Source organism: Pontimicrobium sp. MEBiC06410 (genome assembly GCF_053601615.1).
The window spans coordinates 16,133-38,328 of record NZ_JBSHNT010000120.1; the positions used below are offsets into that span (position 1 = coordinate 16,133).

The window sequence follows — 22,196 nt, forward strand, 5'->3', positions numbered from 1 at the left end:
GTTATCAAAGATTTTAATTACTTGAATAGCAAGATTCTATTTATCGCTTTTTAAGAAGGAATGAAATATAGATTGCAATATAGACAGTAGAATACTAAATAGTATAGCCCACCAAAAGTTACTTACCGCAAAACCGTCTATTAAGTTATCGGCTAATAAAATTATTAATGCGTTAATAACTAATAGAAAAAGCCCTAGTGTTACTAATGTTATCGGCAAGGTTAGCAATACTAATATTGGCTTAACGATAAGGTTTAAAACAGATAATACCACAGCAACAATTATAGCTGTAGTGTAACTATCTACATTTACTCCTTTTAATACATTAGCTAATACAACTACTGCTATGGCATTTAATAGTAAGCGAATAATTAGTTTCATAATAATTTATATAATTTGGATTAATATAGTCTTTCAATTTACAAAATTAATTACAGCTTCATAAAAATCCTCTGGGTTTTCAGCATGTAACCAATGTCCCGCTTTTTTAATCGTTTTTATTTTCGCTTCTGGGAAGTGTGTTTGTATTATAGCTTCATCTTCTAATGCTATATATTCGCTTTTATCTCCTCTTAAAAATAGAGTCTGTTTCGTAAATTTAGCATGGGTTGGCAAAGCTTCTCCTACTTCGCTTACATTTTCGGCTAACACTGCTAAATTGATACGTAAGCCTAGCTGCCCTTTTTCTACCCAATATAAATTTTTGAGTAAAAACTGACGTGTTCCAAATTCGCTCACATAATTGGCTAGCACTTTATCTGCAGCTGTTCTTGTTTTTATTTCATTAAAATCCAAAGCCTGCAATCCGTTTAAAATAGCATCATGGTGCACTGGGTAAAAACGAGGTGATATATCTGCTATTAATAATTTAGATACTACTTCTGGATATTCTGCAGCAAATAGCATAGCTGTTTTACCTCCCATAGAGTGACCTAATAACACGACATCTTTTAATTGATGTTTTTTACAATAGTGTTTTAAGTCTTCTACCATAACTTCGTAATCAAACGCATTATCATGAAAACTTCTCCCATGATTTCGTTGATCTACAAGGTGTACTTCAAAGTTTTGTTCGGCAAATTTTCGTCCTAACGTTTTCCAGTTATCGCTCATTCCTAAAAAACCATGTAGAATAATAAATGGTTTGCCTTCTCCCAATATATTTGAATGTAATATCATTATTGTTTATTCTTTTTCTTGATGCGAAATAAATCCAATACTATTTGTTTTATTTTATTCCTTTTTTTGACACGAATTTCACTAATTAACACGAAACTTTCTCAAACCTACTACCTACTGCCTACTACCTACTGTAAAACTATCCCTTCAATTTATTTAAGTACATATTTACCACATTTTCAATACCTAAGTATAAACTTTCCGAAACTAAAGCATGACCAATAGAGACTTCTAATAATCCTGGAATATTTTGTTGAAAAAACTGAATATTATCTAACGATAAATCGTGTCCTGCATTTACTCCTAATCCTAATGAGTTTGCTAATTCTGCACATTTAGTATAAGGTTCAATAGCTTTAGTATTGCCTAAACTGTATTGATGCGCAAAAGCTTCAGTATACAACTCTATTCTATCTGTCCCTGTTGCTTTCGCACCTTCTATTTGCTTTAATTCTGGGTCTACAAAAATGGATGTTCTAATACCTTCTTCTTGAAATTGTTTTATTACATCTACTAAAAAATCTTTATTTGTAATAGTGTCCCAACCGGCATTACTTGTTAAAGCATCTACTGCATCTGGTACTAATGTTACTTGTGTTGGTTTTATCTTTAAAACCATATCTACAAACTTAGGATTTGGGTTACCTTCTATATTATATTCTGTATAAACCACAGGTTTTAAATCGTAAGCATCTTTATATTTAATATGGCGTTCGTCTGGTCTTGGGTGTATAGTTACGCCTTCTGCTCCAAACCGTTGTACATCTTTAGCAAATTGCACAACGTTAGGTGTATCTCCTCCTCTAGAGTTTCTTAATGTTGCAATCTTATTTATATTAACACTTAATTTTGTCATTTGTACTTAATTTAAAGGCAAAAATACGAAGTAGATCAGCGGTTTTATACTATTTTTTAATTAATTTGCATAATACTAAATTGTAATAATGAATCTTTCAACATACATAATAAACGATATAAAACCACTTACAAATACAGATAATGTTAGTGAGTTACAGTTATTATTTAATCAATTAACTTATTCTCATATCCCAATTAAAAATGAAGAAGGGGTTTATCTCGGTTGCTTATCTGAAACAGATGTTCATTGTTTTGAAAGTAAAAAGCAGGTTAAAGATTGTAGTTATGCTATTGAAGGGTTCTTTGTAAGAGACCAAACTAATTGGCTAGATGTATTAGAAGCTTTTGCCCAAAACGGCACAAACATAATGCCTGTTTTAAATGTAAATAACACTTATTTGGGGTATTATGAGCTTAATGATATTATAGGCTTATTTAACGAAACACCTTTCTTTTCTGAAGCTGGAGCTATTTTGATAGTCGAAAAAGGCCTAGTAGATTACTCGTTTAGCGAAGTTAGCCAGATAGTAGAATCTAACAACGGCAAGTTATTAGGCGCTTTTATTTCTAAAATAGAAAATGATGTTGCGCAAATAACATTAAAAATAGGGAATACTAGCTTAAACGATATCATGCAAACCTTTAGACGTTACAGTTATAATGTTATTGCAGGGCAAGAAGAAGATAGTTATATCGAAAGTTTAAAAGAACGCTCAAATTATTTAAATAAATACCTAAATATATAATTGTATGAAGGTAGCTATTTACAGTCAATATTATAAAAACAAATCTTTAGAGTCCTTCAATGTTTTATTGCATGTGCTTTTAGATAAAAAAATGACTGTTTTTATTGAACATAATTTTCTTAAAAACTTAAACTCTGCTATACAAAATAATTCGGCAATACAATCTTTTTCTAAATTAGATGATACTTTCGATTTATTAATAAGTATTGGAGGAGATGGTACTATTTTAAGAGCCATTACCTATTTAAAAGATTTAAATATACCTATTGTAGGAATTAATACTGGTCGATTAGGCTTTTTAGCAACCATACAACATGATGAAATAGAAAAAGCAATACAACAAATATTAGATAAAGATTATACTTTATCTAAACGCACCTTGCTATCTATTGAAACGTCTCCTTCTAATAGTGATATTGTAGGATTAAATTTTGCACTCAACGAAATAGCAGTAAGTAGAAAAAACACAACTTCTATGATTACTGTAGAAACCTACCTTAACAATGAGTTTTTAACATCCTATTGGAGTGATGGTTTAATTATTTCTACTCCTACTGGTTCTACTGGATACTCATTAAGTTGCGGAGGACCTGTAATTACGCCAGACACAACAAGTTTTGTACTTACTCCCATAGCGCCACATAATTTAAGCGCAAGACCTTTAGTTATTGAAGACTCTACAACCATACAATTAAAAGTTAGTGGTAGAGAAGATAATTATTTAGTGTCTCTAGATTCTAGAATAGCAACATTATCTAACGAAACCATAATTACTTTAAAAAAGGCAGATTTTACGATTAACATGATAGAACTCAACGATGAAAGCTTTCTGGATACGCTTCGTAAAAAATTACTTTGGGGAGAGGATAAGCGTAATTAAACAATAAATTAAGCTAAAAACAGTTTTTAGACTATAACTATTTGATTCAAATTATTATAGGCACATCTTATTTATTATATTTGCAAACTTTTGAAGATTTATGAGGTATTTAACCATTATAGTATTAATATTTTTAAGCACTCAATTTAGCACTGCTCAAATACACGAAATTGGTGTATTTGCAGGAGGAAGCAACTTTATTGGAGATGTAGGGTCTACTACATATATAGCTCCAAAAAACCTAGCAATAGGCGCTATATATAAATGGAACAGAAGCCCAAGACACTCTTTTAGAGCTTCATTAACATTCACAGATTTAGAAGGTATTGATAAAGATTCCGACGACCCAAGTAGAATTATTAGAGGGTACGAGTTTAAAAATAAAATTATAGAATTTTCTGCAGGAATGGAGTTTACCTTTCTAGATTTTAACCTTCATAGTGGAGACAATGTGTCTACACCCTACCTATATTCTGGTATTAGTATCGCTAAACATGACAACTATTTTTTCTCTAATGGGGTTATTCAATCTGAGGAAACTACTAGTTTCGCTTACGGTATACCTATGGTATTAGGTTATAAAATGGCTGTAGCAGACCATTTCGTTCTTGCACTAGAAGTGGGTGCTAGATATACATTTACTGATGAAATTGATGGAAGTGTTCCAGATACTAAAGAGAATATAGAACGCTTAAGTTTTGGAAATGTTAATAATAATGACTGGTACACCTTTACAGGTATAACTTTAACATATACCTTTGGAAGAAACCCCTGTTATTGCAATTATTAGAAGTGGATATAACAAAAATAAATACAAAACAATTACCTAAGCATATCGCCATTATTATGGATGGTAATGGGCGCTGGGCCAAACAAAAAGGTATGTTACGTGCTTTTGGTCATGAAAATGGTACTAAATCTGTTCGTAATACTGTGGAGGCTTGCGCCGAGTTGGGTATAGAAAACCTAACACTTTATGCTTTTTCTACAGAAAACTGGAATAGACCCAAATTAGAGGTAGACACTTTAATGAAATTACTCGTGTCTTCTCTAAAAAAAGAAATTAAAACACTCATAGACAACAATATTAAATTAACAGCTATAGGTAACCTGAAATCCTTACCTAAAAAAGTATATCGCGAGTTACAAGAAGTTATTGAAACGACTAAAGATAATAAGCGAATGACTTTAACCTTAGCGTTAAGTTACGGTTCTAGAGAAGAACTGTTAAATACAGTGAAAGAAATAAGTATTAAAGTTAAAAATAATATAATTTCTACTGAAAATATTGATGAATCAATTATTAATGAGCATCTTTACACGCAAAATTTACCAGACGTAGATTTACTAATTAGAACTAGTGGAGAACAACGTATAAGTAATTTTTTATTATGGCAAATAGCCTATGCCGAATTATATTTTACACCTATACTTTGGCCAGATTTTAAGAAGCAACATTTGTGTGATGCTATAATTGAATATCAAAAAAGAGAAAGACGCTTTGGAAAAACAAGTGAACAAATCAGCTAAACAATTACCTTTGAAAACATATTTACAATACGCACTAATTGTATTATTTACAATTAGTAACTTTATTACACAAGCGCAAAACACACCGGCTACAAATGGTAAAAAATATACCATTGCAGAAATAACAGTAAAAGGAAATACTTCTTTTAGTGGGCAAACCATAATTACTTATTCTGGACTTAGAAAAGGAGATGAAATTTTTATACCAGGAGAAAAAATTAGTAAAGCCATAAAAAAACTATGGAAATCTAATCTTTTTAGTGATATTGAGCTATACTTAACAAAAGTAGAAGGGCAAAATGCCTATATAGAAATAAGACTTTCTGATTTACCTGAATTAGTAGATGTAAAAATTACTGGTATAAAAAAAGGAAAAAAAGAAGCATTAATAAAAGACAACAAATTAAATAAAGGAACTAAGGTTACTGAGAATTTAATTACAACTACAAAAAACTACCTTCAAAATAAATACAAAAAAGAAGGCTATTTAAACACCAAAGTTAATGTTAACGTTATAGAAATACAGGATTCCGTAAAGAAATCACGTGTTAATATGGTAGTAGCCATAGACAAAGGAGACAAAGTAAAAATTAAAGACATTACTTTTGATGGCAATAGCGTTTTAAGCGATAAAAAGCTTAGAAAGGCAATGAAAAATACGAAGAAAAAGAACCCTATTCGTATTTTTAAACGCTCTAAGTATATAGAAGCAGACTTTAAAGAAGATTTAGTAACAGTTATTGATAAATATAAAGAAAACGGTTATAGAGATGCGCGTATAATTTCTGACACATTAACCAAAAATAGCGATGGTTCTATTAATATAGGCATTAAGGTAGAAGAAGGAGAAAAGTACACGTTTGGAAATATAGAATTTATTGGAAACACAGTCTACTCTGATGAGGAATTAAAACGTAAGTTAAAAATAGATAAAGGAGATACTTATAATGGTGTACTATTAGCTAAAAGAATTGCAGATAATACTAGACCAGATGGAGATGATATTACTAACTTATACCAAGACAATGGTTATTTATTTTCAACAATAAACCCAGTAGAAGTTAATGCAGATGGAAATGTTATAGATATGGAAATTAGAATTACAGAAGGAAAACCTGTATACTTTAATAAAATATCTGTAATAGGTAATAAAAAAACTAATGACCATGTTATTTATAGAGAATTAAGAACACGACCAGGGCAATTATACCGTAAAGCAAATGTTGTAAGAACCGTTCGTGAATTAAGCCAGTTAGGATTTTTTGATGCTTCGCAAATAGACCCTCAATTTAAAAATGCAAATCCAGAAGATGGAACTATAGATATAGAATATGGCGTTGTAGAATCTGGATCTAGCCAAATAGAGCTACAAGGTGGTTATGGCGGAGGAGGTTTTATAGGAACTTTAGGGTTATCTTTTAACAACTTTGCATTAAAAGATATCTTTAAAAAAGACGCTTATAGACCAATCCCAACTGGAGATGGACAAAGATTAGCATTACGTTTACAAGCAAGTCGTTTCTTTCAAACTTATAGTTTTTCATTCTCAGAACCTTGGTTAGGAGGTAAAAAACCAGTTCAGTTTTCGACATCTTTATCGCATACAAAGCAATTTTTATTTAACCCGCAAACAAGAAGAGCTGATAAAAACAGACGTTTCAACATTACAGGAATTACAGTTGGTTTAGCAAAACGTTTAGCTATACCAGATGATTATTTCACATTATCTCAAGCGTTAAGTTTCCAACACTATAATTTAAAAAATTATAATACAGGTTTATTTACTTTTGGAGATGGATACTCTAATAACTTATCGTATACAGTAGGCTTAAGTCGTAACAATACCGCTAATGACCCTGTATTTCCTACTCAGGGATCTAATTTTTCTGCAACAGCTAAATTGTCTATTCCATACTCTTTATTTAACGGAGTAGACTATAAATCGTTACGAGAAGAGCGCGCAGCTAACCAAGCTATCATTAGGGATTCTAACAATGCTGTTGCAGATAGAAACGAAGCCTCAGCGAGAATTTCTGAAATAGACCAAGAACGTTTTAAATGGTTAGAATTTTATAAAATTAAGTTTAAAGGCGATTGGTATACAAAAGTAGTAGACAAATTTGTATTTAAATCTTCTATAGAATTTGGATTCTTAGGCGCATATAATCAAGATAGAGGAGTTATACCTTTCGAGCGTTTCTTTGTAGGAGGAGATGGATTAGGAGCAGTAAGTTTAGATGGTAGAGAAGCTATTGCCCTACGTGGTTACCCTAACCAATCTTTATCTACTCAAGATGGAGGTACTATTTATAATAAATTCTCATTAGAGCTACGTTACCCAATAACATTAAAGCAAAGTGCTAAAATATATGCATTAGGTTTCTTAGATGCTGGAGGTTCTTATAGCAACTTTAGAGATTACGATCCGTTTAATGTTAACAGATCTGCTGGGTTTGGAGTTAGAATATTCATGCCTGCATTTGGTTTATTAGGTATAGATTTCGGTCATGGTTTCGATGCTTTACCAGGCCAAACTATTAAACATGGTTGGGAAACACACTTCATTATAGGGCAACAATTCTAAAAAAAAGAAGCTTAAATATTCCAATTTATATGCTAATAAGTATGTTAGGATTTTTTAAATTTTTATTTTTGGCACGATATTTTCAAGGTACAGTTTGAAGATTTGATTCATGAATTAAAAATTTTAAAATTAAAATTCATTACTTTTATTCAATTAATTCAAAATAAAAGCAGAATCAAAACAATCATCTGTGAATTTTTGAGTTTATAGGAGTAATAAATATTAAAATATTAAAACAGATGAAATTAAAAGTTCTTTTTTTACTGACTTTAGTGTCTATGCTAAGTCTATCCGTTAATGCACAACGAGGTGTAAGAATTGGATACATAGATACAGAATATATTTTACAGAATGTTCCTGAATATGCAGAAGCAACGTCTCAGTTAGAATCCAAAGTACAAAAATGGAAAGGAGAAATTGAAACAAAATTAAGTGGTATTGAACAAAAGCGTAAGGAGTTAAATAACGAAAAAGCACTTTTAACTAAAGAACTTATAGAAGAGCGCGAAGAAGATTTGTTTTTTGAAGAAAAAGAAATCTTAGAATACCAACAAAAACGATTTGGTCCAGAAGGTGATTTAATGATCCAAAAAAGACAATTAATGCAGCCGGTACAAGATCAAATATTTCAAGCGGTACAAGACATCGCTAAAAAGAAAAAATTTGATTTTGTTTTTGATAAATCTGCAGATGTAGTAATGCTTTACTCAGCTGAACGTTTTGATATTAGTGAGCAAGTTTTAAGAACCATAACTAGAACTTCTAAACGTAAACAGTTAAAATCTAAAGCAGATAAAAAGAAAGCTAAAGAAGAAGACCTTACTGTAGAAGTAAATGAAGGAAAAGATGCTAGACAACAAGCTCTGGATGAGAAAAAAGCTGCTAGAGCAAAAATAGTTGAAGAACGTAAAAAGAAAATTTTAGAAGCTAGAGAAGCAAAGAAAAAAGAAGCAGCAGAACGTAAAGCTAAAATATTAGAAGAGCGCGCAAAGAAAAAAGAAGCAGCTGCAAATAAAAATACACCTCCTGCTACTGAAACAGAAGAAGGAGAAGATGCTAAACCGAGTGAAGATGGTGCAGAAGCACCAAAAACTAGAGCGCAAATTTTAGAAGAACGTAAACAAAAAAAATTAGCAGATAGAGCTGCTCGTAAAAAAGCATTAGAAGATAGAAAAAAGAAAATCTTAGAAGATCGCAAAAAAGCTAAAGAAGAGAAAGAGAGCGAAAAAGACGACAACTAAGACTTAATAATTAATATTTATAACACACAAATACTATTTTAAAAATGAAACAATTTAAAACATTATTAATTGCTGCAGCATTATTTATAGGAGCAACTAGCTTTATGAGCGCACAAAGTAAAGTAGCGCACATTAATACGCAAGAATTAATAAAAGGGATGCCAGAAATGGCAGCTGCTAAAGCTGAGATGGAAAAGTTAGGAAAGACTTATGAAACAGACATCCAGGCATCTGCTAAAGAGCTTCAAGATAAAATGAAACTTTACGATTCGCAAGCAGCTTCTCAAACAGATGAGGAAAACAGAAAACGTGTTGCAGAAGTACAAGGAATGGAACAATCTATTCGCCAATACCAAGCTCAAGCTCAACAAGATTTACAAAACAAAGAAATTGAATTATTAAAACCTATTACCGAAAAAGCTAAAGCAGCAATATTAAAAGTTGCTAAAGCACAAGGTTTCGATTATGTTTTAGATTCTACTCAAGGTGGAGGAGTAATCGTTCATGAGGGTAAAGATTTACTAGAAGATGTAAAAAAAGAATTAGGATTTTAATTAAAACCCTAAACAAATTACCATATAAAAGCTACCTTTTTTAAGGTGGCTTTTATATTTTTATAGCTGCACATTTTTACTACTTTATAATTAAAAAAACCATAAATTTAGCAGAGATAAAACTAAAATGAATAAACAACCTATAGGCATATTCGATTCTGGAGTTGGTGGCACTTCTATATGGAAAGAGATCTACACACTTTTACCTAACGAAAGCACTATTTATTTAGCAGATAGTAAACACGCACCTTATGGACCTAAAGGGGAAGATAAAATTATAGAACTTAGTATTAAAAACACAGAGTTTTTAATAGCCAAAGGCTGTAAGCTTATTGTAGTCGCTTGTAATACCGCTACAACTAATGCTATAAAAGTATTAAGAGAACGATACTCTGTTCCTTTTATAGGTATAGAACCTGCTATAAAACCTGCTGCTTTACAAACAAAAACTAAAGCTATTGGCGTTTTAGCAACTAAAGGGACTCTTACAAGTCATTTATTTCATGAAACTACAGATTTATACTCTAATGGCATTACAATTATAGAGCGTGTAGGAGAAGGCATTGTTCCATTAATAGAAAGTGGTAATATAAACTCTAAAACTATGCAGGACTTACTTAAGCTTTATATGCAACCCATGCTAAACGCCAATATAGATTATTTAGTTTTAGGCTGTACACATTACCCATATCTTATCCCTCAACTTATTAAAATATTACCTCAACACATTAAAATTATAGATTCGGGCCAGGCAGTAGCTAAGCACACTAAAACAGTTTTAGAAGCTAATGCATTGTTAAACCCAACAGTAACGAAACCTAAGCATCAGTTTTTTACTAATGCCAATAATGCAGATGTTATGAGCTCTTTACTGGGCAAACACTATAATGTTTCTTTTTTAGACTTTTAAGTTCACTACCGATTTAAAAATTAGTTTTTGTTTTCAATCTGTAATTATAAACAAAAACTTAACCTTCTAAGTTACTACTATTCTCAACGCCTTCAAGTAAGTTTCCTATATACTATTAGACTAAAGGATGATGAGCAAACTACTATTTATTTATAATGCCAATTCGGGAATTGGAAACATGGTTTTAGATGTTGCCCATAAATTATTTCGTCCAGAAACGTATGCCTGTAATCTTTGTGCTATAACACATAATACCTTTTCTGAAAATAAAACATGGAAAGCCTTTAGACTACAAAGTACTATTGATATGGACTTTTTACATACCGATGAATTTGAAGCAAAATATAAAGACACTTACTTTACTTATCCTATTATTTTAAGAGAAGATAATAATACACTTCAGCCATTGTTAAAAACAAGCGTTATTAACAAACTAGAAACTGTTGATGATTTAATTAATACTATTAAAAAACATATAAATCTGTAACTTTTGGTCCCTTATAAAATTAAGCATTGTGCTGCTTACTTTACTAGAGTTTATAATTATTTAAACCAACCTGAGTACTTAACATAATTTTCTGCAATTCGGTTAATTTCTCCATTAATAAGCTCTTTACTTATATCCTTTACCTTTTTTGCAGGTACACCTGCATAAATGCTTCCAGATTCTACAACAGTATTTTGCGTAACTACTGCTCCTGCTGCAACAATGCTGTTACTTTCTACAACACAATTATCCATAACAATACTCCCCATACCTATAAGCACATTATCATGAATAGTGCAGCCATGTACAATAGCATTATGCCCTATAGATACATTATTACCAATAGTTGTTGGGTATTTTTTATAAGTACAATGTACTACTGCTCCATCCTGTACATTTACTTTATTACCTAATGTAATATAATGTACGTCTCCCCTTAGTACAGCATTAAACCAGATACTACATTGTGTTCCCATTTTTACATCGCCAACAATTGTTGCATTTTCAGCAATATAGCAATCTTCAGGTATTTGAGGTGCCTTACCATTTACGGGTTTTATAATTGGCATATATTAAGTTTTATAATTATTTAAAGTACGATAATAGTTCGGCTTTTTTATTGGCAGAAACCATAACCTCTTGTCCATTAGTTAGAATCACACTCCCACCCTTTCCTTTAATGTATTTTACTATTTCATTAACATTAACTAAGTAGCTTTTATGTATTCTTGCAAAATTAGAATCTTTTAGCACATCTTCGAAATACTTAAGTGTTTTACTAACGACTTTCTTTTTATTGGAGTTTAAGTATATTTCGGTGTAATTATCATCTGCTTTACAAAACAAAATATCTGCAGTGTTTAAAACCTCGAAACCATCTTGTTGCGGTATTGTTATTTTGCCATCTACCTTTTGTGTAGTTTTTGGCACTAGAACTTGGTCTTGCAATGCTTCTTCTTTTGTTTTTATTTCCACAACATAATCTACAGCTTTTATTAATTCGTCTATAGAAATAGGCTTCATTAAATAATAAGACGCATGAGCATTTAAAGCGTCTATAGCATAGTGATTGTAGGCAGTAACAAAGATCGTCTCAAACGTTCTATCTCCCACTTTTTCTAATAAGTCAAAAGCATTACCATATGGCATTTCTACATCTAAAAATACTAGATCTAAGGGCTCTTTTCTAATTAATTCTAAGGCTTCATTTATGTTTGCGGCTTCGCCTAATATTTCAACATTTGGGCAATATTTACTTAAGTAGTTTTTTAGTATTTCTCTACTTGTTTCTTCGTCTTCAACTATAATTGATTTTAATTTCATTTTAGTCCTGTAGTTTTTTTATGATTGATTTAAATAGATTTAGTTTGTCTAATATTAATAACACGAAATAGACAAATCCTGTAATAAAAAATAGAATTAATAACAGCTGTAGGTAAGTAGAAACCGCCCACTCTAAAGCTACTTTTATACGATGTAGCATGCTTATTTCTTGTTTTACACCTTCAGCAAGCGAAAATTTTATAGTGCAAAACTCATTCTCTGCATCATAATTTCCTAATTGCACACCTAAATCTTGTAACGCTTCTTCTATACTTAAAATTCTGTTTTCAAGATCTATATACTCTTCTATTTTGCCCCCTTTAGTTTTTAATTCTATTAACGATGTTCTTATTTTTAATAGCGATTCTTTTTTAGCGTTTAGTTGCTTATACTCGTTTGTTTTATCTTTTTTAGTTATTTCTTTAGACTGTACATTACCTATCTTAGACAACTCTGCATATAAATTATCAAATCGATCTGGTTGTACGCCTATTAATAACTGTAATCTACGACGCCCTTTATTTCCGCTATTTTGCTCAAACTGAATAATAGCATCTTCTCTTTTTATAGCCGCTGTAACATTTTTCTTTTCTTTCTCAAACTCTGAAGATTTTGTATTTACTGTTGCTATTTTCTCGTATTTCTGATCTACACTTATTGCCCCTTGAGGTGCATTTGTATTGGCTTTAATTTTATATTTTTTTGAAGCATAATTAACTCTAGAGTTAGCTATTTCTTGAAAAAATGTATTTGCTTGTTCATATTCATTTATTTTAACGGTATAACCATAGGCCAATCTAAATAAGAATAGTACAATGAATACTATTATTAAGTATAGTATTCCTTTTTTTAATCGTTTTTTAAATGTTTGCTTCATAATAAGTTCTAATTAGCTTAATTCTAGTCTTTTTTTAAGGTCACCACAACTTTTGTTCCTTTATCTCCTTCGTCCTGATAATCATCAATAAACACATCAACTTTATCTTTATACATCTCGTTAAGTATTGTAACACGTTTTTTGATGTTTCCCATACCTTTTGAATTTTGTTTTTGTTGATTTTGTGTTTTTAATGCTTTCGATTTTTCACGTCCAATACCATCATCTGCAACAATAATTTCTATTTCGTCTTCAGACTTTTTTGTAATTGAGATGGCCAGTTTACCTTTACTTTCTTTATATCTTAACCCATGCCATACGGCATTTTCTATATAAGGTTGTAACAGCATAGGCGGTATCTGGAATGCCTCGACGTCTATAGTGTCGTCTACTGTTATACTATAATCAAATTTATCTTTAAATCTAAAATGTTCTAACTTAGTATATAAATCTAATAACTCTACTTCTTTTTGTAAAGGGATAAAATCTTCCTCACTATTCTCTAAAACGGCTCTCATTAACTTTGAAAAATCCGATAAATACTTATTTGCTGTTCTTTCATCGTTAGTAGCTATAAAACTATTTACCGAGTTTAAAGCATTAAATATAAAATGTGGGTTCATCTGGCTTCGTAACGATTTTAATGCTAATAAATTATTAGCTAATCGTTGTTGTTTTATATACTTAAACATTAAATAGGCCGTAAACAATAATAAAAACACACCGCCTATAAGAGAGTAAATAATAATTTTTTGGTTTTTATCTTTTTCATCACTTAGCGCCCTATTCAACTCTGTATTAGACTCTAAAGATTTTATTCTCGCTGCATCATTTCTTATTTTTTGACTAGAACGCTTTGCCCTTATAATGTCGTCATTCATTTTCTTATTCAGCTTTTCTACAGATTTTGTATACTCTTTATATGCTTTTAATGCATTAACATAGTCTCCAGCATCTTCATACACTTCGGTTAGTTTTCGTGCCGCGTCATACTCTACAATTAAATCTTCTTTCTCTTCGGCCTCTTTTATGCTTTCCTTTAAATAAGGAATAGCCGCTTTATAATTTCGTTGTAAATAATAGGCATTCCCAATTTTATAGTTTTGTTTTTGTACTGTTAAAGGGCTTTCGTTATCTATTATAGAATCTTTTTCAATGTCTTTAATAACTTCTATAGATTCTTTTCGTAACTCTATTTCCCGATCAAAAAACTGATTAGAATTATTAAAATTTGCTACTTTTAACTTTTCTTCTACAGCTCTAGTTTTATTCTGTTTAGAAGCCAAATCTAAAGAATTGTCAAAATATTCTTCGGCTTTATTTATAACTCCTTTTTTATTATACGATTCTGCTATTTTAGAATTTAAGTTAGTAACCTTTAAGGAGATTAAATGCTGTTTTGCTTTTTCTAATCCTTTATTATATGCTTCTATTGCTTTTTCATATTTGTTGATTTCAAAATAGACATCTCCAACTCCCTCATGGAATTCTACTAACTGATAATTAGATAACTCTTCTTCTTTTAAATCTTTATATACAGATAAACTTTCTTGATAGTTTTTATTCTTTTTATAAGCTTCTGCTAATTTTAAACTTACTTCATTTGTTTTTAAGCTATTAAGGCTAATCCTGTAATAATTAACTGCCAAATCGTATTGTTTCCAATACATATAAACGTCTGCTAAAACCTCGTAAGCTTCTGCATTATTTTTTACAGATTTACTTTGCTTAATACTTTCGGTTATAAATTGCACACTTTTTTCTATAGATTTCTTCTTGTAAACAATTGCAGAATCTATAGTACTATTAAAGGTTGTATTTCTTTTGTTTTTAAAAACTCCAGACCTTTCTGTATTTGGTAATACATCTACAATTATCCTTTCATTATCTTTTATTGTATGGTATATGGTTTCAAAATCTTTATGGCTAATTCTTAACTCGTCTCCTTTTCTTACTTGAATTCTAAACTCTCCAGCAAGGTTAGAAGACGTATAAGCACCTCCATTAACTTCTATATTGGCATCTTTAATTGGGTTATATGTATCATTCTCTCTTACAAAGCCTCTAACCGTAAAAAGGGGTAATGCTTCTTTCCCTTCATTATGCATGTCGCTTTGCGCTATGGTTATAACAGGACATAACAATAAAAAACATAATACTATATATATAATTCTAAATTTCATTTCTTTTTAATTACTAAAGGATAAACTTACACACTTTAGTTGGTATAATAAAATAGCTAACTGTAAAACAGTAGGCTGTTTAAGCCTAAATATAAAGCTTTACTCATTTTTTTGTCCTCTTCACTCATTTACTAGTAGAGTTCGCTCATTATCTGTTTACTTATAAAAAACTTAAACATATGTTTATCAGCAAATTATTTATATACAAGCACATGAAAACTAAAATTTTAATTCTATTATTAACCTCTTCTATTTTTTGCCAAGCTCAAATAAGAGGTAATGCAACAACTATTTCTAGGCAAAACGTAATGAGCTCAAAAGCTTTAGGAAATGCGACTATTTACAACAACCAAGTAAACAACTTTAGGCATGCTAATTTAGTTCCTAATCCAACAATTACAATAAATGTAAAAGCACTACATAATGTTGTTGCAGATGCATACACTGCTGTTTTTAATGTTACACAAATTGGAAAAACATCTGAAGAAGCAAATACCTTAATGAGAGAACGTATAGCTAAAGTAAAAAGCACGCTTTTATCTAAAGGAATCCTTCCTAAGGATTTTGTAATAGATGTTATCTCGTTTGTACCTGTTTATGAAACGGTTGTAGAACGTAAATTATTTAGTAAAAAGTATAATGAAGTCCCAAAAGGGTTTGAATTACAACAGAACATTCATATTAAATTTAATAAAGTAGAACAATTTGAAAACATCCTTTCTGCTTGTGCAAATAATGAAATATACAACTTAGTTAAAGTTGACTATTTTATAGATAACATACAACAGGTATATACCAAACTACGTTTGGAAATATTAAAAACCTTAAAAGAAAAAAAACAATTTTATAGCGACTTAGGCTTCGATTTAAAAACATATACTCCAAATATAGCAGACACAAAATATTGTCATTTTCCAAGAGAGTTTTATAAAAACTATCAAGCATTTAATAGTATCTCTTTAGAAGCTATTAATAAAAAAAAGGGGATTGTTACTGCAAAAAAACAAACATCGTATTACTACGATCCTATTACTTTTAAAGACTACGATGTGGTTATTAATCCTGCAATTGTAGAACCTGTTATACAAATAGGAATGGAAATTAAATTACAGTATAGCCCTAAACCTAAAGCCGTAAAACCAATTGAAAAAGAGGTTATAAAAAACAAATACTTCATTATATCTAATGATGGTGCTATTAATTTAAAAGAGTTAAAACTAGAAAATTAATATTATGATTTTAGCACACAGATACATACTAGTCCTTTTCTTATATTGTTCCACCTACATGAGTTACGCTCAAATTACAGGTAATCAAATCTATAATAAAAACAATTACAATGCAGGTGTAAGGCTAACCAGAAACAGCATCCAAACAAATACTAATGGCTTAACCATTACATCTCAAGTATTACTAAATAAGTTACCTAATAGTTTTATAATCACATTAGGTATTAATCAAGAAGCACAGACAGTTAAAGCTTGTAACACAAAAATTAATACTAGAATTAGTAACTTAAAAAAGGCCTTAAAAACATTAGATCTTACAGACGAAGACTTCTACGTTGATTTTATAACACAAACTAAAATCTACGATTACAACATTGAAAGTAGTAAAGCTTCGCAATACCAAAAAGGATTTGAAATTAAGAAAAACCTAATCATTAAACTTAAAAATATTAATGACATCGATGCTGTTATAGAACTTAGTTCGGAACAGGACATATACGACGTTATTAAAGTGGATTATGTAAATGATTCTGAAGATGAAGTGTATGAAACCTTATTTGATGAGTGTATTAAAATAGTTGAACAACGCAAAAGAATATACGCCAAACTAGCGAAACCAAAATTTAAAAAGGCAATTCATATTGTTTCAGATAAATTTTATAGTGTACACCCTAAATCTCAATATAAACAGTATCAAGCTGTAGAATCTTCTAATTTATCTGTTACCAATAGAAATTACTCAGCACACTATATAAAGAAAGAAGCGCGAAAGCATAAAACCTTTTACTATGAGGGTGAAAACCCATCTGCTTTCGATAAAGTTATCGGGACAATCTCTCCCAAAATTGGTATTCAATATGTAATGACCTTAACGGTGTCTTACGAGTTTGAAACAAAACAAGACAAACATTAATATCACAATAGTATGAAAAACGAGCATGCTAAAATCTTTATCATTCAAGGAAATGATTAATAGCGAACAGCATGTGACCATTGTAAATCAAAAAATTATAAACATATGAAATCGATTATCACAACACTAAAAATAGTTACACTATTACTATTTACGTCGTGTAACGCCAATACAAAAAAAGAAAACGACAGTTATGCTTTTAATAAAGCAAGTACGAATACACCGCCAAAACACTATATAAAAGTAGCGCTTTTATTAGACACTAGTAATAGTATGGATGGGTTAATAGATCAAGCTAAAGCACAATTGTGGGATATTGTCAATGAACTCTCTTACGCTAAATGCAACAACAAAAAACCAAACTTAGAAATAGCATTATACGAATATGGAAATGACAATTTAAATGGAGAGGAAGGTTTTATACGACAAGTACTAGCTTTTAGTAATGATTTAGATGAAATATCTAAGCAATTATTTTCTTTAACAACAAAAGGAGGTAACGAATATTGCGGACAGGTTATTACTACGGCTTTAGATCAATTAAAATGGGGTAGTAACCCTAATGAGTTGAAATTAATTTTTATTGCAGGTAATGAGCCTTTTACTCAAGGAAAAGTAAGTTATAAAGAGGCTTCTAAAAAAGCTATAAACAAAGCGATAACTGTTAATACTATTTTCTGCGGAGATTATGAACAAGGTGTTTCTGGTTTTTGGAAAGATGGTGCAGATATTACAAAAGGCAACTACATTTCTATTAACCACAATAAAGCAACAGCCTATGTCTCTACTCCATACGATGATGATATATTAGAATACAATAAAAAATTAAATAGCACCTATGTTACCTATAATGCCATAGGAAAAGAAAAGATGGAGTTACAAGTCGAGCAGGATTTTAATGCTAAAGGATATAGTAATGCCAATGCTGTAAGCAGAACGGTAAGTAAAAGCTCTCATCTATATAAAAATTCTAATTGGGATTTAATAGATGCATCAGAAGATGAAAACTTTAAATATGAAGAGTTAAAGCAAGAAGAATTACCTATAGAATTAAAAAATAAAAGTAAAGAAGCAATAAAGACATATATTTCTAAAAAAAGAGAGGAACGTAAAGCCATACAAAAGAAAATTCAAGAGCTTAACACCAAACGCAAGCAACATATCCTTAAACAAAATAAGTCTCAAACTAACGACTTAGAAAACGCTATGATTAAGGTTATAAAAGCACAAGCAAAATATAAAAATTATAAATGGGAATAAATAAAAAGCGCCTCGATTAATAATCGAGGCGCTTTTGTATAATATAATAATTAACGGCTTAGTTAATTGCTGGACAGTTACAGCTATAATGTTCTTTTCTACAACCAAAGTTATATCCTAATGTTATTTGGTGAAATCCTCCATTATTAAATACAACTGAATTAGATTGGTAACTATACGTATATGCAAATACAAAGTTATTTACATCAACCCCTAAAATTGGTGTAATATATTGTAATTTTTGACTACTTACTCCAGACCCATCAACAAACTCAGCTCCATCTAAACTTCTTCTATATGATAAACCTCCCCATACTTTTCCAAAGTCCATTGATTTGTATGCTTTTGCATTAATATCAAAAAACGCTTCCTCTGTAGCATCTCTATAAACAAACATTGCAGAAGGCTCAAAGCTCCAATCACTACTGTAATTACTAAAAGTATTACCAACAGATACAATATAAGTTCTAAGGTTATCAAAACTTAAACCTTGCTCATTAAAGTTAACACCGTCATTTTTTAATAAATTCTTTACAGTAGCATGAGCATAGAAATCGTATAAGTGGTAAGAAAAACCAAAATCTACATTAAAATTAGTGGCAGATTGCTCTATTCCAGATATAATTGGATCTGGTCCATCAAATAAAAACGTAGTTTCATCTAACTTATACTGTATAGCACCTGCACTTAATCCAAACGATAACATATTTAAATCTACTTCATTTCTAGAAAATAATATATGGTGAGCATAAGTTAAATACGCTCCAGTTTGCGAATGGAATCCATTTTGATCTGAATAAACAATTCCTCCAACTCCAGATTGAGACTCCCCTATTCTACCATTTATACTAGCAGTTAATAATTTTGGAGCGTCATCTTGACCAAACCATTGCTGGCGTCCAGTAATTCTAACTTTAGAACAGTTAGCAACTCCAGCCATAGAAGGGTGAATTAAATAATAATTATCTGTTAAATAATCTGAATAAATTGGCAGCCCCTCTTGAGCCTTAGCAAATTGAGTAAAGAAAAATACTGAAACTGCTAAAATAAGTAACCTTTGTAATCTCATAGTCTTTTTTTTCAAGGTAAATATGTTGGTATTTAGATTTACACCTCTTCTTTAATTATTAACTCTCTTTTGTCAAAAAAATTATAAACGTAGCCAAATATATAAATTTACTTGCTATAAACAGACAGACAAAAGTTAAAGCTACCAATATAAAAAGGATTTATCACATATACTAAACATTTTAATAAATTGAAACCCTACTTTAAAATCCAAATATAGGATATCTCTACTTTTCTTTTAGTATTTTTGCAAAAAAAAAGAGCAAAATGAATCCTTTTAAAGTCTCAATACAAGAAACTTCCAATAATTCGATCATAAAATTTGAATTAAATCAATTTATAACACAACATCAAAGCTTTGAATTTAATAATATAGACGAAGCAAAATCATCTCCTCTAGCACAACAATTATTTTATTTACCATTTGTTAAAAAAGTTTACATTACAAGTAATTTTGTTGCAGTAGAGCGTTTTAATATCGTGGAGTGGCCAGATGTACAAAATGAAGTTGCTGAACAAATTGAAACTTATTTAAATGATGGAGGTATTGTTATAGAAGAAAGTATTGCTCCAAAAAAAGTACCTGTAACTGTTTATGCAGAAAGCACCCCAAACCCTTCTGTTTTAAAGTTTGTTGCTAATAAAAAAATAGTAACTGCCGCCTATGAGTTTGTTTCTATAGATACAGCTAAAGCCTCACCCTTAGCTACAGAGTTATTTCACTTTCCATTTGTAAAAAGTGTGTTTTTAGATGAAAACTTTGTGTCTATAACAAAATATGATGTTGCAGATTGGAATGAAATTACAAGTGAACTTCGTGAGTTTATTAGAAGTTTTATTGAAAACGGAAAAGAAATAGTGACTTTAAATGCTCCCGAAGTCATAGAAAAAACAACAGAAAACGTTGATGCTCACTTTGAAACATTAGATGATATCTCTAAAGAAATAGTAAATATCCTAGAAGAATATGTTAAGCCAGCTGTAGCAAGTGATGGAGGGAATATTCAATTTGAATCATACGATCCTAACTCTAAAATTGTTAAAGTTATTTTACAAGGCGCATGTAGTGGTTGCCCTTCCTCTACTTTTACATTAAAAAATGGTATAGAAAACATGTTAAAAGAAATGTTAAAAGGTAAAGTAAATAGTGTTGAGGCTATAAATGGCTAATCTTATCTATAAAAACGGTAGTTTATCTAATAAAAAATTTCATTTAATCATAAAACCCAATGACTTCATAGCAATATTTGTAATTTTAAATTAATAAATTATTAATTTAAATAAATATATTATGGCAGTATTAAAAGTTATTGAAGTATTATCTAACTCAGAAAAAAGTTGGGAAGACGCAACAAAAAAAGCAGTAAAGCATGCTTCTAAGAGCGTTAAAAATATTCGTTCTGTTTATGTACAAGATCAAAGTGCAAGTGTAACAGATGGAGAAGTATCAGATTTTAGAGTAAATTTAAAAATCACTTTTGAGGTTAAATAAAACCAATCAAAATATTAATACAAAAAAGCCTGAGTTTAAACTCAGGCTTTTTTGTATTAATATTTTCTATAACTTATCGTTTCAACGCAAAATGGGCCTTAAAAGTTTTCACTTCATTCGTGCTCGGTTCTCTGTACTGTACCGTAAACCAATAGGTGCTATTAGGCATTGGGTTGCCATTATAGGTACCATTCCATCCACTTCCAGAAGGACTTAGTTGTTTTAGTAGCTTGCCATAGCGGTCAAAGATATAAATAATAGCATCTGGTTGTTCAGCTAAGCCATAGATGTTCCACGTATCGTGGTACCCATCTCCATTAGGTGTAAAGTAATGTGGGTAGTCTATAACAGTAATGGTTATGGTGGTTTCCCCACAGCCTATAGCGTCTCTTACCGTAATAGTATGTTCCCCAGCTTCTACATTGCTAAAGGTATACATCCCATCGTTTGGTGTATTGGCTTCCCATGCACCGCCATCGATACTAAACTCGTATACCGAGATGGCTGTACTTGCCGTTGTTGTCGCGGTTACTGTAATATCATGTTGGTCTGCAAAGGCTAATGTGGTAATCTCTGCGGTAACCACTGGTGGCTCACTTACTTCTACAAAGGTTACTGTATTTGGGTCGCCTACTATGGTAGAACAGCCTAAGGCACTAGTAACCACTACCGAGTAGTTCCCGCCTTCTGTTGGGGTAATACTAGATTGGTTTGCGTATTGTGGTTGTTCTACGCCTTCTAAGTACCAGGTAAAGGTATAGCCATCGGCCACAGTTAAGCCCGTGTCTATTGCTGGCGTGTTAATGACTTCTGTACCATTGGTGTTGATACATAATAGGTAATTGTCTTCTAAATTAAACGATGGCATTGGGTTGACTTGCA

The 22,196-nt window shown here is 30.8% G+C and carries 23 protein-coding genes; 14 read left to right on the forward strand and 9 right to left on the reverse strand.

Annotation, left to right across the window (positions count from 1 at the left end):
- Window positions 1-36: 36 nt before the first annotated feature.
- From ACVC08_RS01210 to ACVC08_RS01220, 3 genes are all read right to left on the reverse strand, one after another.
- Window positions 37-381 carry a phage holin family protein gene (locus ACVC08_RS01210; protein ID WP_452600672.1) on the reverse strand — a complete coding sequence of 115 codons (345 nt, stop codon included), beginning with the start codon at window positions 379-381 and terminating at the stop codon, window positions 37-39.
- 33 nt (window positions 382-414) lie between these two features.
- A complete protein-coding gene (locus ACVC08_RS01215) occupies window positions 415-1,179 on the reverse strand; it encodes an alpha/beta fold hydrolase (RefSeq protein ID WP_452600673.1) in 765 nt (254 codons plus the stop codon).
- 139 nt (window positions 1,180-1,318) lie between these two features.
- On the reverse strand, window positions 1,319-2,035 hold the full coding sequence (locus tag ACVC08_RS01220; RefSeq protein WP_452600674.1) for a pyridoxine 5'-phosphate synthase: 717 nt from the start codon (window positions 2,033-2,035) through the stop codon (window positions 1,319-1,321).
- Between the two features lie 88 nt (window positions 2,036-2,123).
- Here ACVC08_RS01220 and ACVC08_RS01225 point away from each other — a divergent pair, with 88 nt between their 5' ends.
- From ACVC08_RS01225 to ACVC08_RS01265, 9 genes are all read left to right on the forward strand, one after another.
- Complete coding sequence (locus ACVC08_RS01225; RefSeq protein WP_452600675.1) at window positions 2,124-2,783, forward strand: acetoin utilization protein acuB; 660 nt, start codon at window positions 2,124-2,126, stop codon at window positions 2,781-2,783.
- 4 nt (window positions 2,784-2,787) lie between these two features.
- Complete coding sequence (locus tag ACVC08_RS01230) at window positions 2,788-3,663, forward strand: NAD kinase (RefSeq protein WP_452600676.1); 876 nt, start codon at window positions 2,788-2,790, stop codon at window positions 3,661-3,663.
- A gap of 100 nt (window positions 3,664-3,763) precedes the next feature.
- Window positions 3,764-4,453, forward strand: coding sequence for a type IX secretion system protein PorG (gene porG / locus ACVC08_RS01235; RefSeq protein WP_452599760.1), 690 nt, complete (start codon window positions 3,764-3,766; stop codon window positions 4,451-4,453).
- A 56-nt stretch (window positions 4,454-4,509) separates the two neighbouring features.
- Window positions 4,510-5,193, forward strand: coding sequence for an isoprenyl transferase (locus ACVC08_RS01240; RefSeq protein WP_452599776.1), 684 nt, complete (start codon window positions 4,510-4,512; stop codon window positions 5,191-5,193).
- Window positions 5,165-7,777 (forward strand): outer membrane protein assembly factor BamA, encoded by a 2,613-nt coding sequence (gene bamA / locus ACVC08_RS01245; protein ID WP_452600677.1) that lies wholly within the window; start codon window positions 5,165-5,167, stop codon window positions 7,775-7,777. The genes ACVC08_RS01240 and bamA overlap by 29 nt, the downstream gene beginning before the upstream one ends.
- A gap of 239 nt (window positions 7,778-8,016) precedes the next feature.
- Entirely contained in the window at window positions 8,017-9,018 is a 1,002-nt protein-coding gene (locus ACVC08_RS01250; protein ID WP_452600678.1) for an OmpH family outer membrane protein, read from the forward strand.
- A gap of 44 nt (window positions 9,019-9,062) precedes the next feature.
- Window positions 9,063-9,572 (forward strand): OmpH family outer membrane protein, encoded by a 510-nt coding sequence (locus ACVC08_RS01255; protein WP_452599763.1) that lies wholly within the window; start codon window positions 9,063-9,065, stop codon window positions 9,570-9,572.
- Window positions 9,573-9,699: 127 nt separating this feature from the next.
- The gene (gene murI / locus ACVC08_RS01260) at window positions 9,700-10,482 is read left to right on the forward strand and encodes a glutamate racemase (RefSeq protein WP_452600679.1); all 783 of its coding nucleotides are present in this window, start codon (window positions 9,700-9,702) and stop codon (window positions 10,480-10,482) included.
- Window positions 10,483-10,609: 127 nt separating this feature from the next.
- On the forward strand, window positions 10,610-10,969 hold the full coding sequence (locus tag ACVC08_RS01265; protein ID WP_452600680.1) for a GTPase: 360 nt from the start codon (window positions 10,610-10,612) through the stop codon (window positions 10,967-10,969).
- A gap of 56 nt (window positions 10,970-11,025) precedes the next feature.
- Here the strand turns inward: ACVC08_RS01265 and ACVC08_RS01270 are convergent, their stop codons facing one another.
- The 4 genes from ACVC08_RS01270 to ACVC08_RS01285 are packed head-to-tail and all read right to left on the reverse strand — an operon-like array spanning window position 11,026 to window position 15,352.
- A complete protein-coding gene (locus ACVC08_RS01270) occupies window positions 11,026-11,538 on the reverse strand; it encodes a gamma carbonic anhydrase family protein (RefSeq protein WP_452600681.1) in 513 nt (170 codons plus the stop codon).
- Between the two features lie 16 nt (window positions 11,539-11,554).
- A complete protein-coding gene (locus tag ACVC08_RS01275; protein ID WP_452599767.1) occupies window positions 11,555-12,292 on the reverse strand; it encodes a LytR/AlgR family response regulator transcription factor in 738 nt (245 codons plus the stop codon).
- Between the two features lies 1 nt (window position 12,293).
- On the reverse strand, window positions 12,294-13,169 hold the full coding sequence (locus tag ACVC08_RS01280) for a DUF4349 domain-containing protein (protein ID WP_452600682.1): 876 nt from the start codon (window positions 13,167-13,169) through the stop codon (window positions 12,294-12,296).
- 23 nt (window positions 13,170-13,192) lie between these two features.
- On the reverse strand, window positions 13,193-15,352 hold the full coding sequence (locus ACVC08_RS01285; protein ID WP_452600683.1) for a tetratricopeptide repeat-containing sensor histidine kinase: 2,160 nt from the start codon (window positions 15,350-15,352) through the stop codon (window positions 13,193-13,195).
- 212 nt (window positions 15,353-15,564) lie between these two features.
- Here ACVC08_RS01285 and ACVC08_RS01290 point away from each other — a divergent pair, with 212 nt between their 5' ends.
- The 3 genes from ACVC08_RS01290 to ACVC08_RS01300 all read left to right on the forward strand — a co-directional run bounded on the left by ACVC08_RS01290 (window position 15,565) and on the right by ACVC08_RS01300 (window position 18,754).
- Window positions 15,565-16,581: an SIMPL domain-containing protein gene (locus ACVC08_RS01290; protein WP_452599770.1), complete on the forward strand. Its 1,017-nt coding sequence runs from the start codon at window positions 15,565-15,567 to the stop codon at window positions 16,579-16,581.
- A 58-nt stretch (window positions 16,582-16,639) separates the two neighbouring features.
- Window positions 16,640-17,494 (forward strand): SIMPL domain-containing protein, encoded by an 855-nt coding sequence (locus ACVC08_RS01295; RefSeq protein ID WP_452600684.1) that lies wholly within the window; start codon window positions 16,640-16,642, stop codon window positions 17,492-17,494.
- A 105-nt stretch (window positions 17,495-17,599) separates the two neighbouring features.
- The gene (locus ACVC08_RS01300) at window positions 17,600-18,754 is read left to right on the forward strand and encodes a vWA domain-containing protein (RefSeq protein WP_452600685.1); all 1,155 of its coding nucleotides are present in this window, start codon (window positions 17,600-17,602) and stop codon (window positions 18,752-18,754) included.
- A 58-nt stretch (window positions 18,755-18,812) separates the two neighbouring features.
- On the opposite strand, the gene ACVC08_RS01305 is transcribed toward ACVC08_RS01300, so the two are convergent.
- Entirely contained in the window at window positions 18,813-19,823 is a 1,011-nt protein-coding gene (locus tag ACVC08_RS01305) for a PorP/SprF family type IX secretion system membrane protein (RefSeq protein ID WP_452599773.1), read from the reverse strand.
- A gap of 266 nt (window positions 19,824-20,089) precedes the next feature.
- Between ACVC08_RS01305 and ACVC08_RS01310 the strand changes: the two genes are divergently transcribed.
- Together ACVC08_RS01310 and ACVC08_RS01315 are read left to right on the forward strand one after the other, a co-directional pair.
- Window positions 20,090-20,992, forward strand: coding sequence for a NifU family protein (locus ACVC08_RS01310; RefSeq protein WP_452599774.1), 903 nt, complete (start codon window positions 20,090-20,092; stop codon window positions 20,990-20,992).
- Window positions 20,993-21,113: 121 nt separating this feature from the next.
- On the forward strand, window positions 21,114-21,314 hold the full coding sequence (locus ACVC08_RS01315; protein WP_452599775.1) for a dodecin family protein: 201 nt from the start codon (window positions 21,114-21,116) through the stop codon (window positions 21,312-21,314).
- Window positions 21,315-21,387: 73 nt separating this feature from the next.
- Here the strand turns inward: ACVC08_RS01315 and ACVC08_RS01320 are convergent.
- The coding region (locus ACVC08_RS01320) for a T9SS type B sorting domain-containing protein (RefSeq protein WP_452600686.1) at window positions 21,388-22,196 on the reverse strand (809 nt) is incomplete at its 5' end.

Excerpts from the sequence above, each read along its gene's own strand:
- ACVC08_RS01210 (WP_452600672.1), bottom strand. The coding sequence starts at position 381 with ATGAAACTAATTATTCGCTTACTATTAAATGCCATAGCAGTAGTTGTA.
- ACVC08_RS01215 (WP_452600673.1), bottom strand. The coding sequence starts at position 1,179 with ATGATATTACATTCAAATATATTGGGAGAAGGCAAACCATTTATTATT.
- ACVC08_RS01220 (WP_452600674.1), bottom strand. The coding sequence starts at position 2,035 with ATGACAAAATTAAGTGTTAATATAAATAAGATTGCAACATTAAGAAAC.
- ACVC08_RS01225 (WP_452600675.1), top strand. The coding sequence starts at position 2,124 with ATGAATCTTTCAACATACATAATAAACGATATAAAACCACTTACAAAT.
- ACVC08_RS01230 (WP_452600676.1), top strand. The coding sequence starts at position 2,788 with ATGAAGGTAGCTATTTACAGTCAATATTATAAAAACAAATCTTTAGAG.
- porG (WP_452599760.1), top strand. The coding sequence starts at position 3,764 with ATGAGGTATTTAACCATTATAGTATTAATATTTTTAAGCACTCAATTT.
- ACVC08_RS01240 (WP_452599776.1), top strand. The coding sequence starts at position 4,510 with ATGGATGGTAATGGGCGCTGGGCCAAACAAAAAGGTATGTTACGTGCT.
- ACVC08_RS01250 (WP_452600678.1), top strand. The coding sequence starts at position 8,017 with ATGAAATTAAAAGTTCTTTTTTTACTGACTTTAGTGTCTATGCTAAGT.
- ACVC08_RS01255 (WP_452599763.1), top strand. The coding sequence starts at position 9,063 with ATGAAACAATTTAAAACATTATTAATTGCTGCAGCATTATTTATAGGA.
- murI (WP_452600679.1), top strand. The coding sequence starts at position 9,700 with ATGAATAAACAACCTATAGGCATATTCGATTCTGGAGTTGGTGGCACT.
- ACVC08_RS01265 (WP_452600680.1), top strand. The coding sequence starts at position 10,610 with ATGATGAGCAAACTACTATTTATTTATAATGCCAATTCGGGAATTGGA.
- ACVC08_RS01270 (WP_452600681.1), bottom strand. The coding sequence starts at position 11,538 with ATGCCAATTATAAAACCCGTAAATGGTAAGGCACCTCAAATACCTGAA.
- ACVC08_RS01275 (WP_452599767.1), bottom strand. The coding sequence starts at position 12,292 with ATGAAATTAAAATCAATTATAGTTGAAGACGAAGAAACAAGTAGAGAA.
- ACVC08_RS01280 (WP_452600682.1), bottom strand. The coding sequence starts at position 13,169 with ATGAAGCAAACATTTAAAAAACGATTAAAAAAAGGAATACTATACTTA.
- ACVC08_RS01285 (WP_452600683.1), bottom strand. The coding sequence starts at position 15,352 with ATGAAATTTAGAATTATATATATAGTATTATGTTTTTTATTGTTATGT.
- ACVC08_RS01290 (WP_452599770.1), top strand. The coding sequence starts at position 15,565 with ATGAAAACTAAAATTTTAATTCTATTATTAACCTCTTCTATTTTTTGC.
- ACVC08_RS01295 (WP_452600684.1), top strand. The coding sequence starts at position 16,640 with ATGAGTTACGCTCAAATTACAGGTAATCAAATCTATAATAAAAACAAT.
- ACVC08_RS01300 (WP_452600685.1), top strand. The coding sequence starts at position 17,600 with ATGAAATCGATTATCACAACACTAAAAATAGTTACACTATTACTATTT.
- ACVC08_RS01305 (WP_452599773.1), bottom strand. The coding sequence starts at position 19,823 with ATGAGATTACAAAGGTTACTTATTTTAGCAGTTTCAGTATTTTTCTTT.
- ACVC08_RS01310 (WP_452599774.1), top strand. The coding sequence starts at position 20,090 with ATGAATCCTTTTAAAGTCTCAATACAAGAAACTTCCAATAATTCGATC.
- ACVC08_RS01315 (WP_452599775.1), top strand. The coding sequence starts at position 21,114 with ATGGCAGTATTAAAAGTTATTGAAGTATTATCTAACTCAGAAAAAAGT.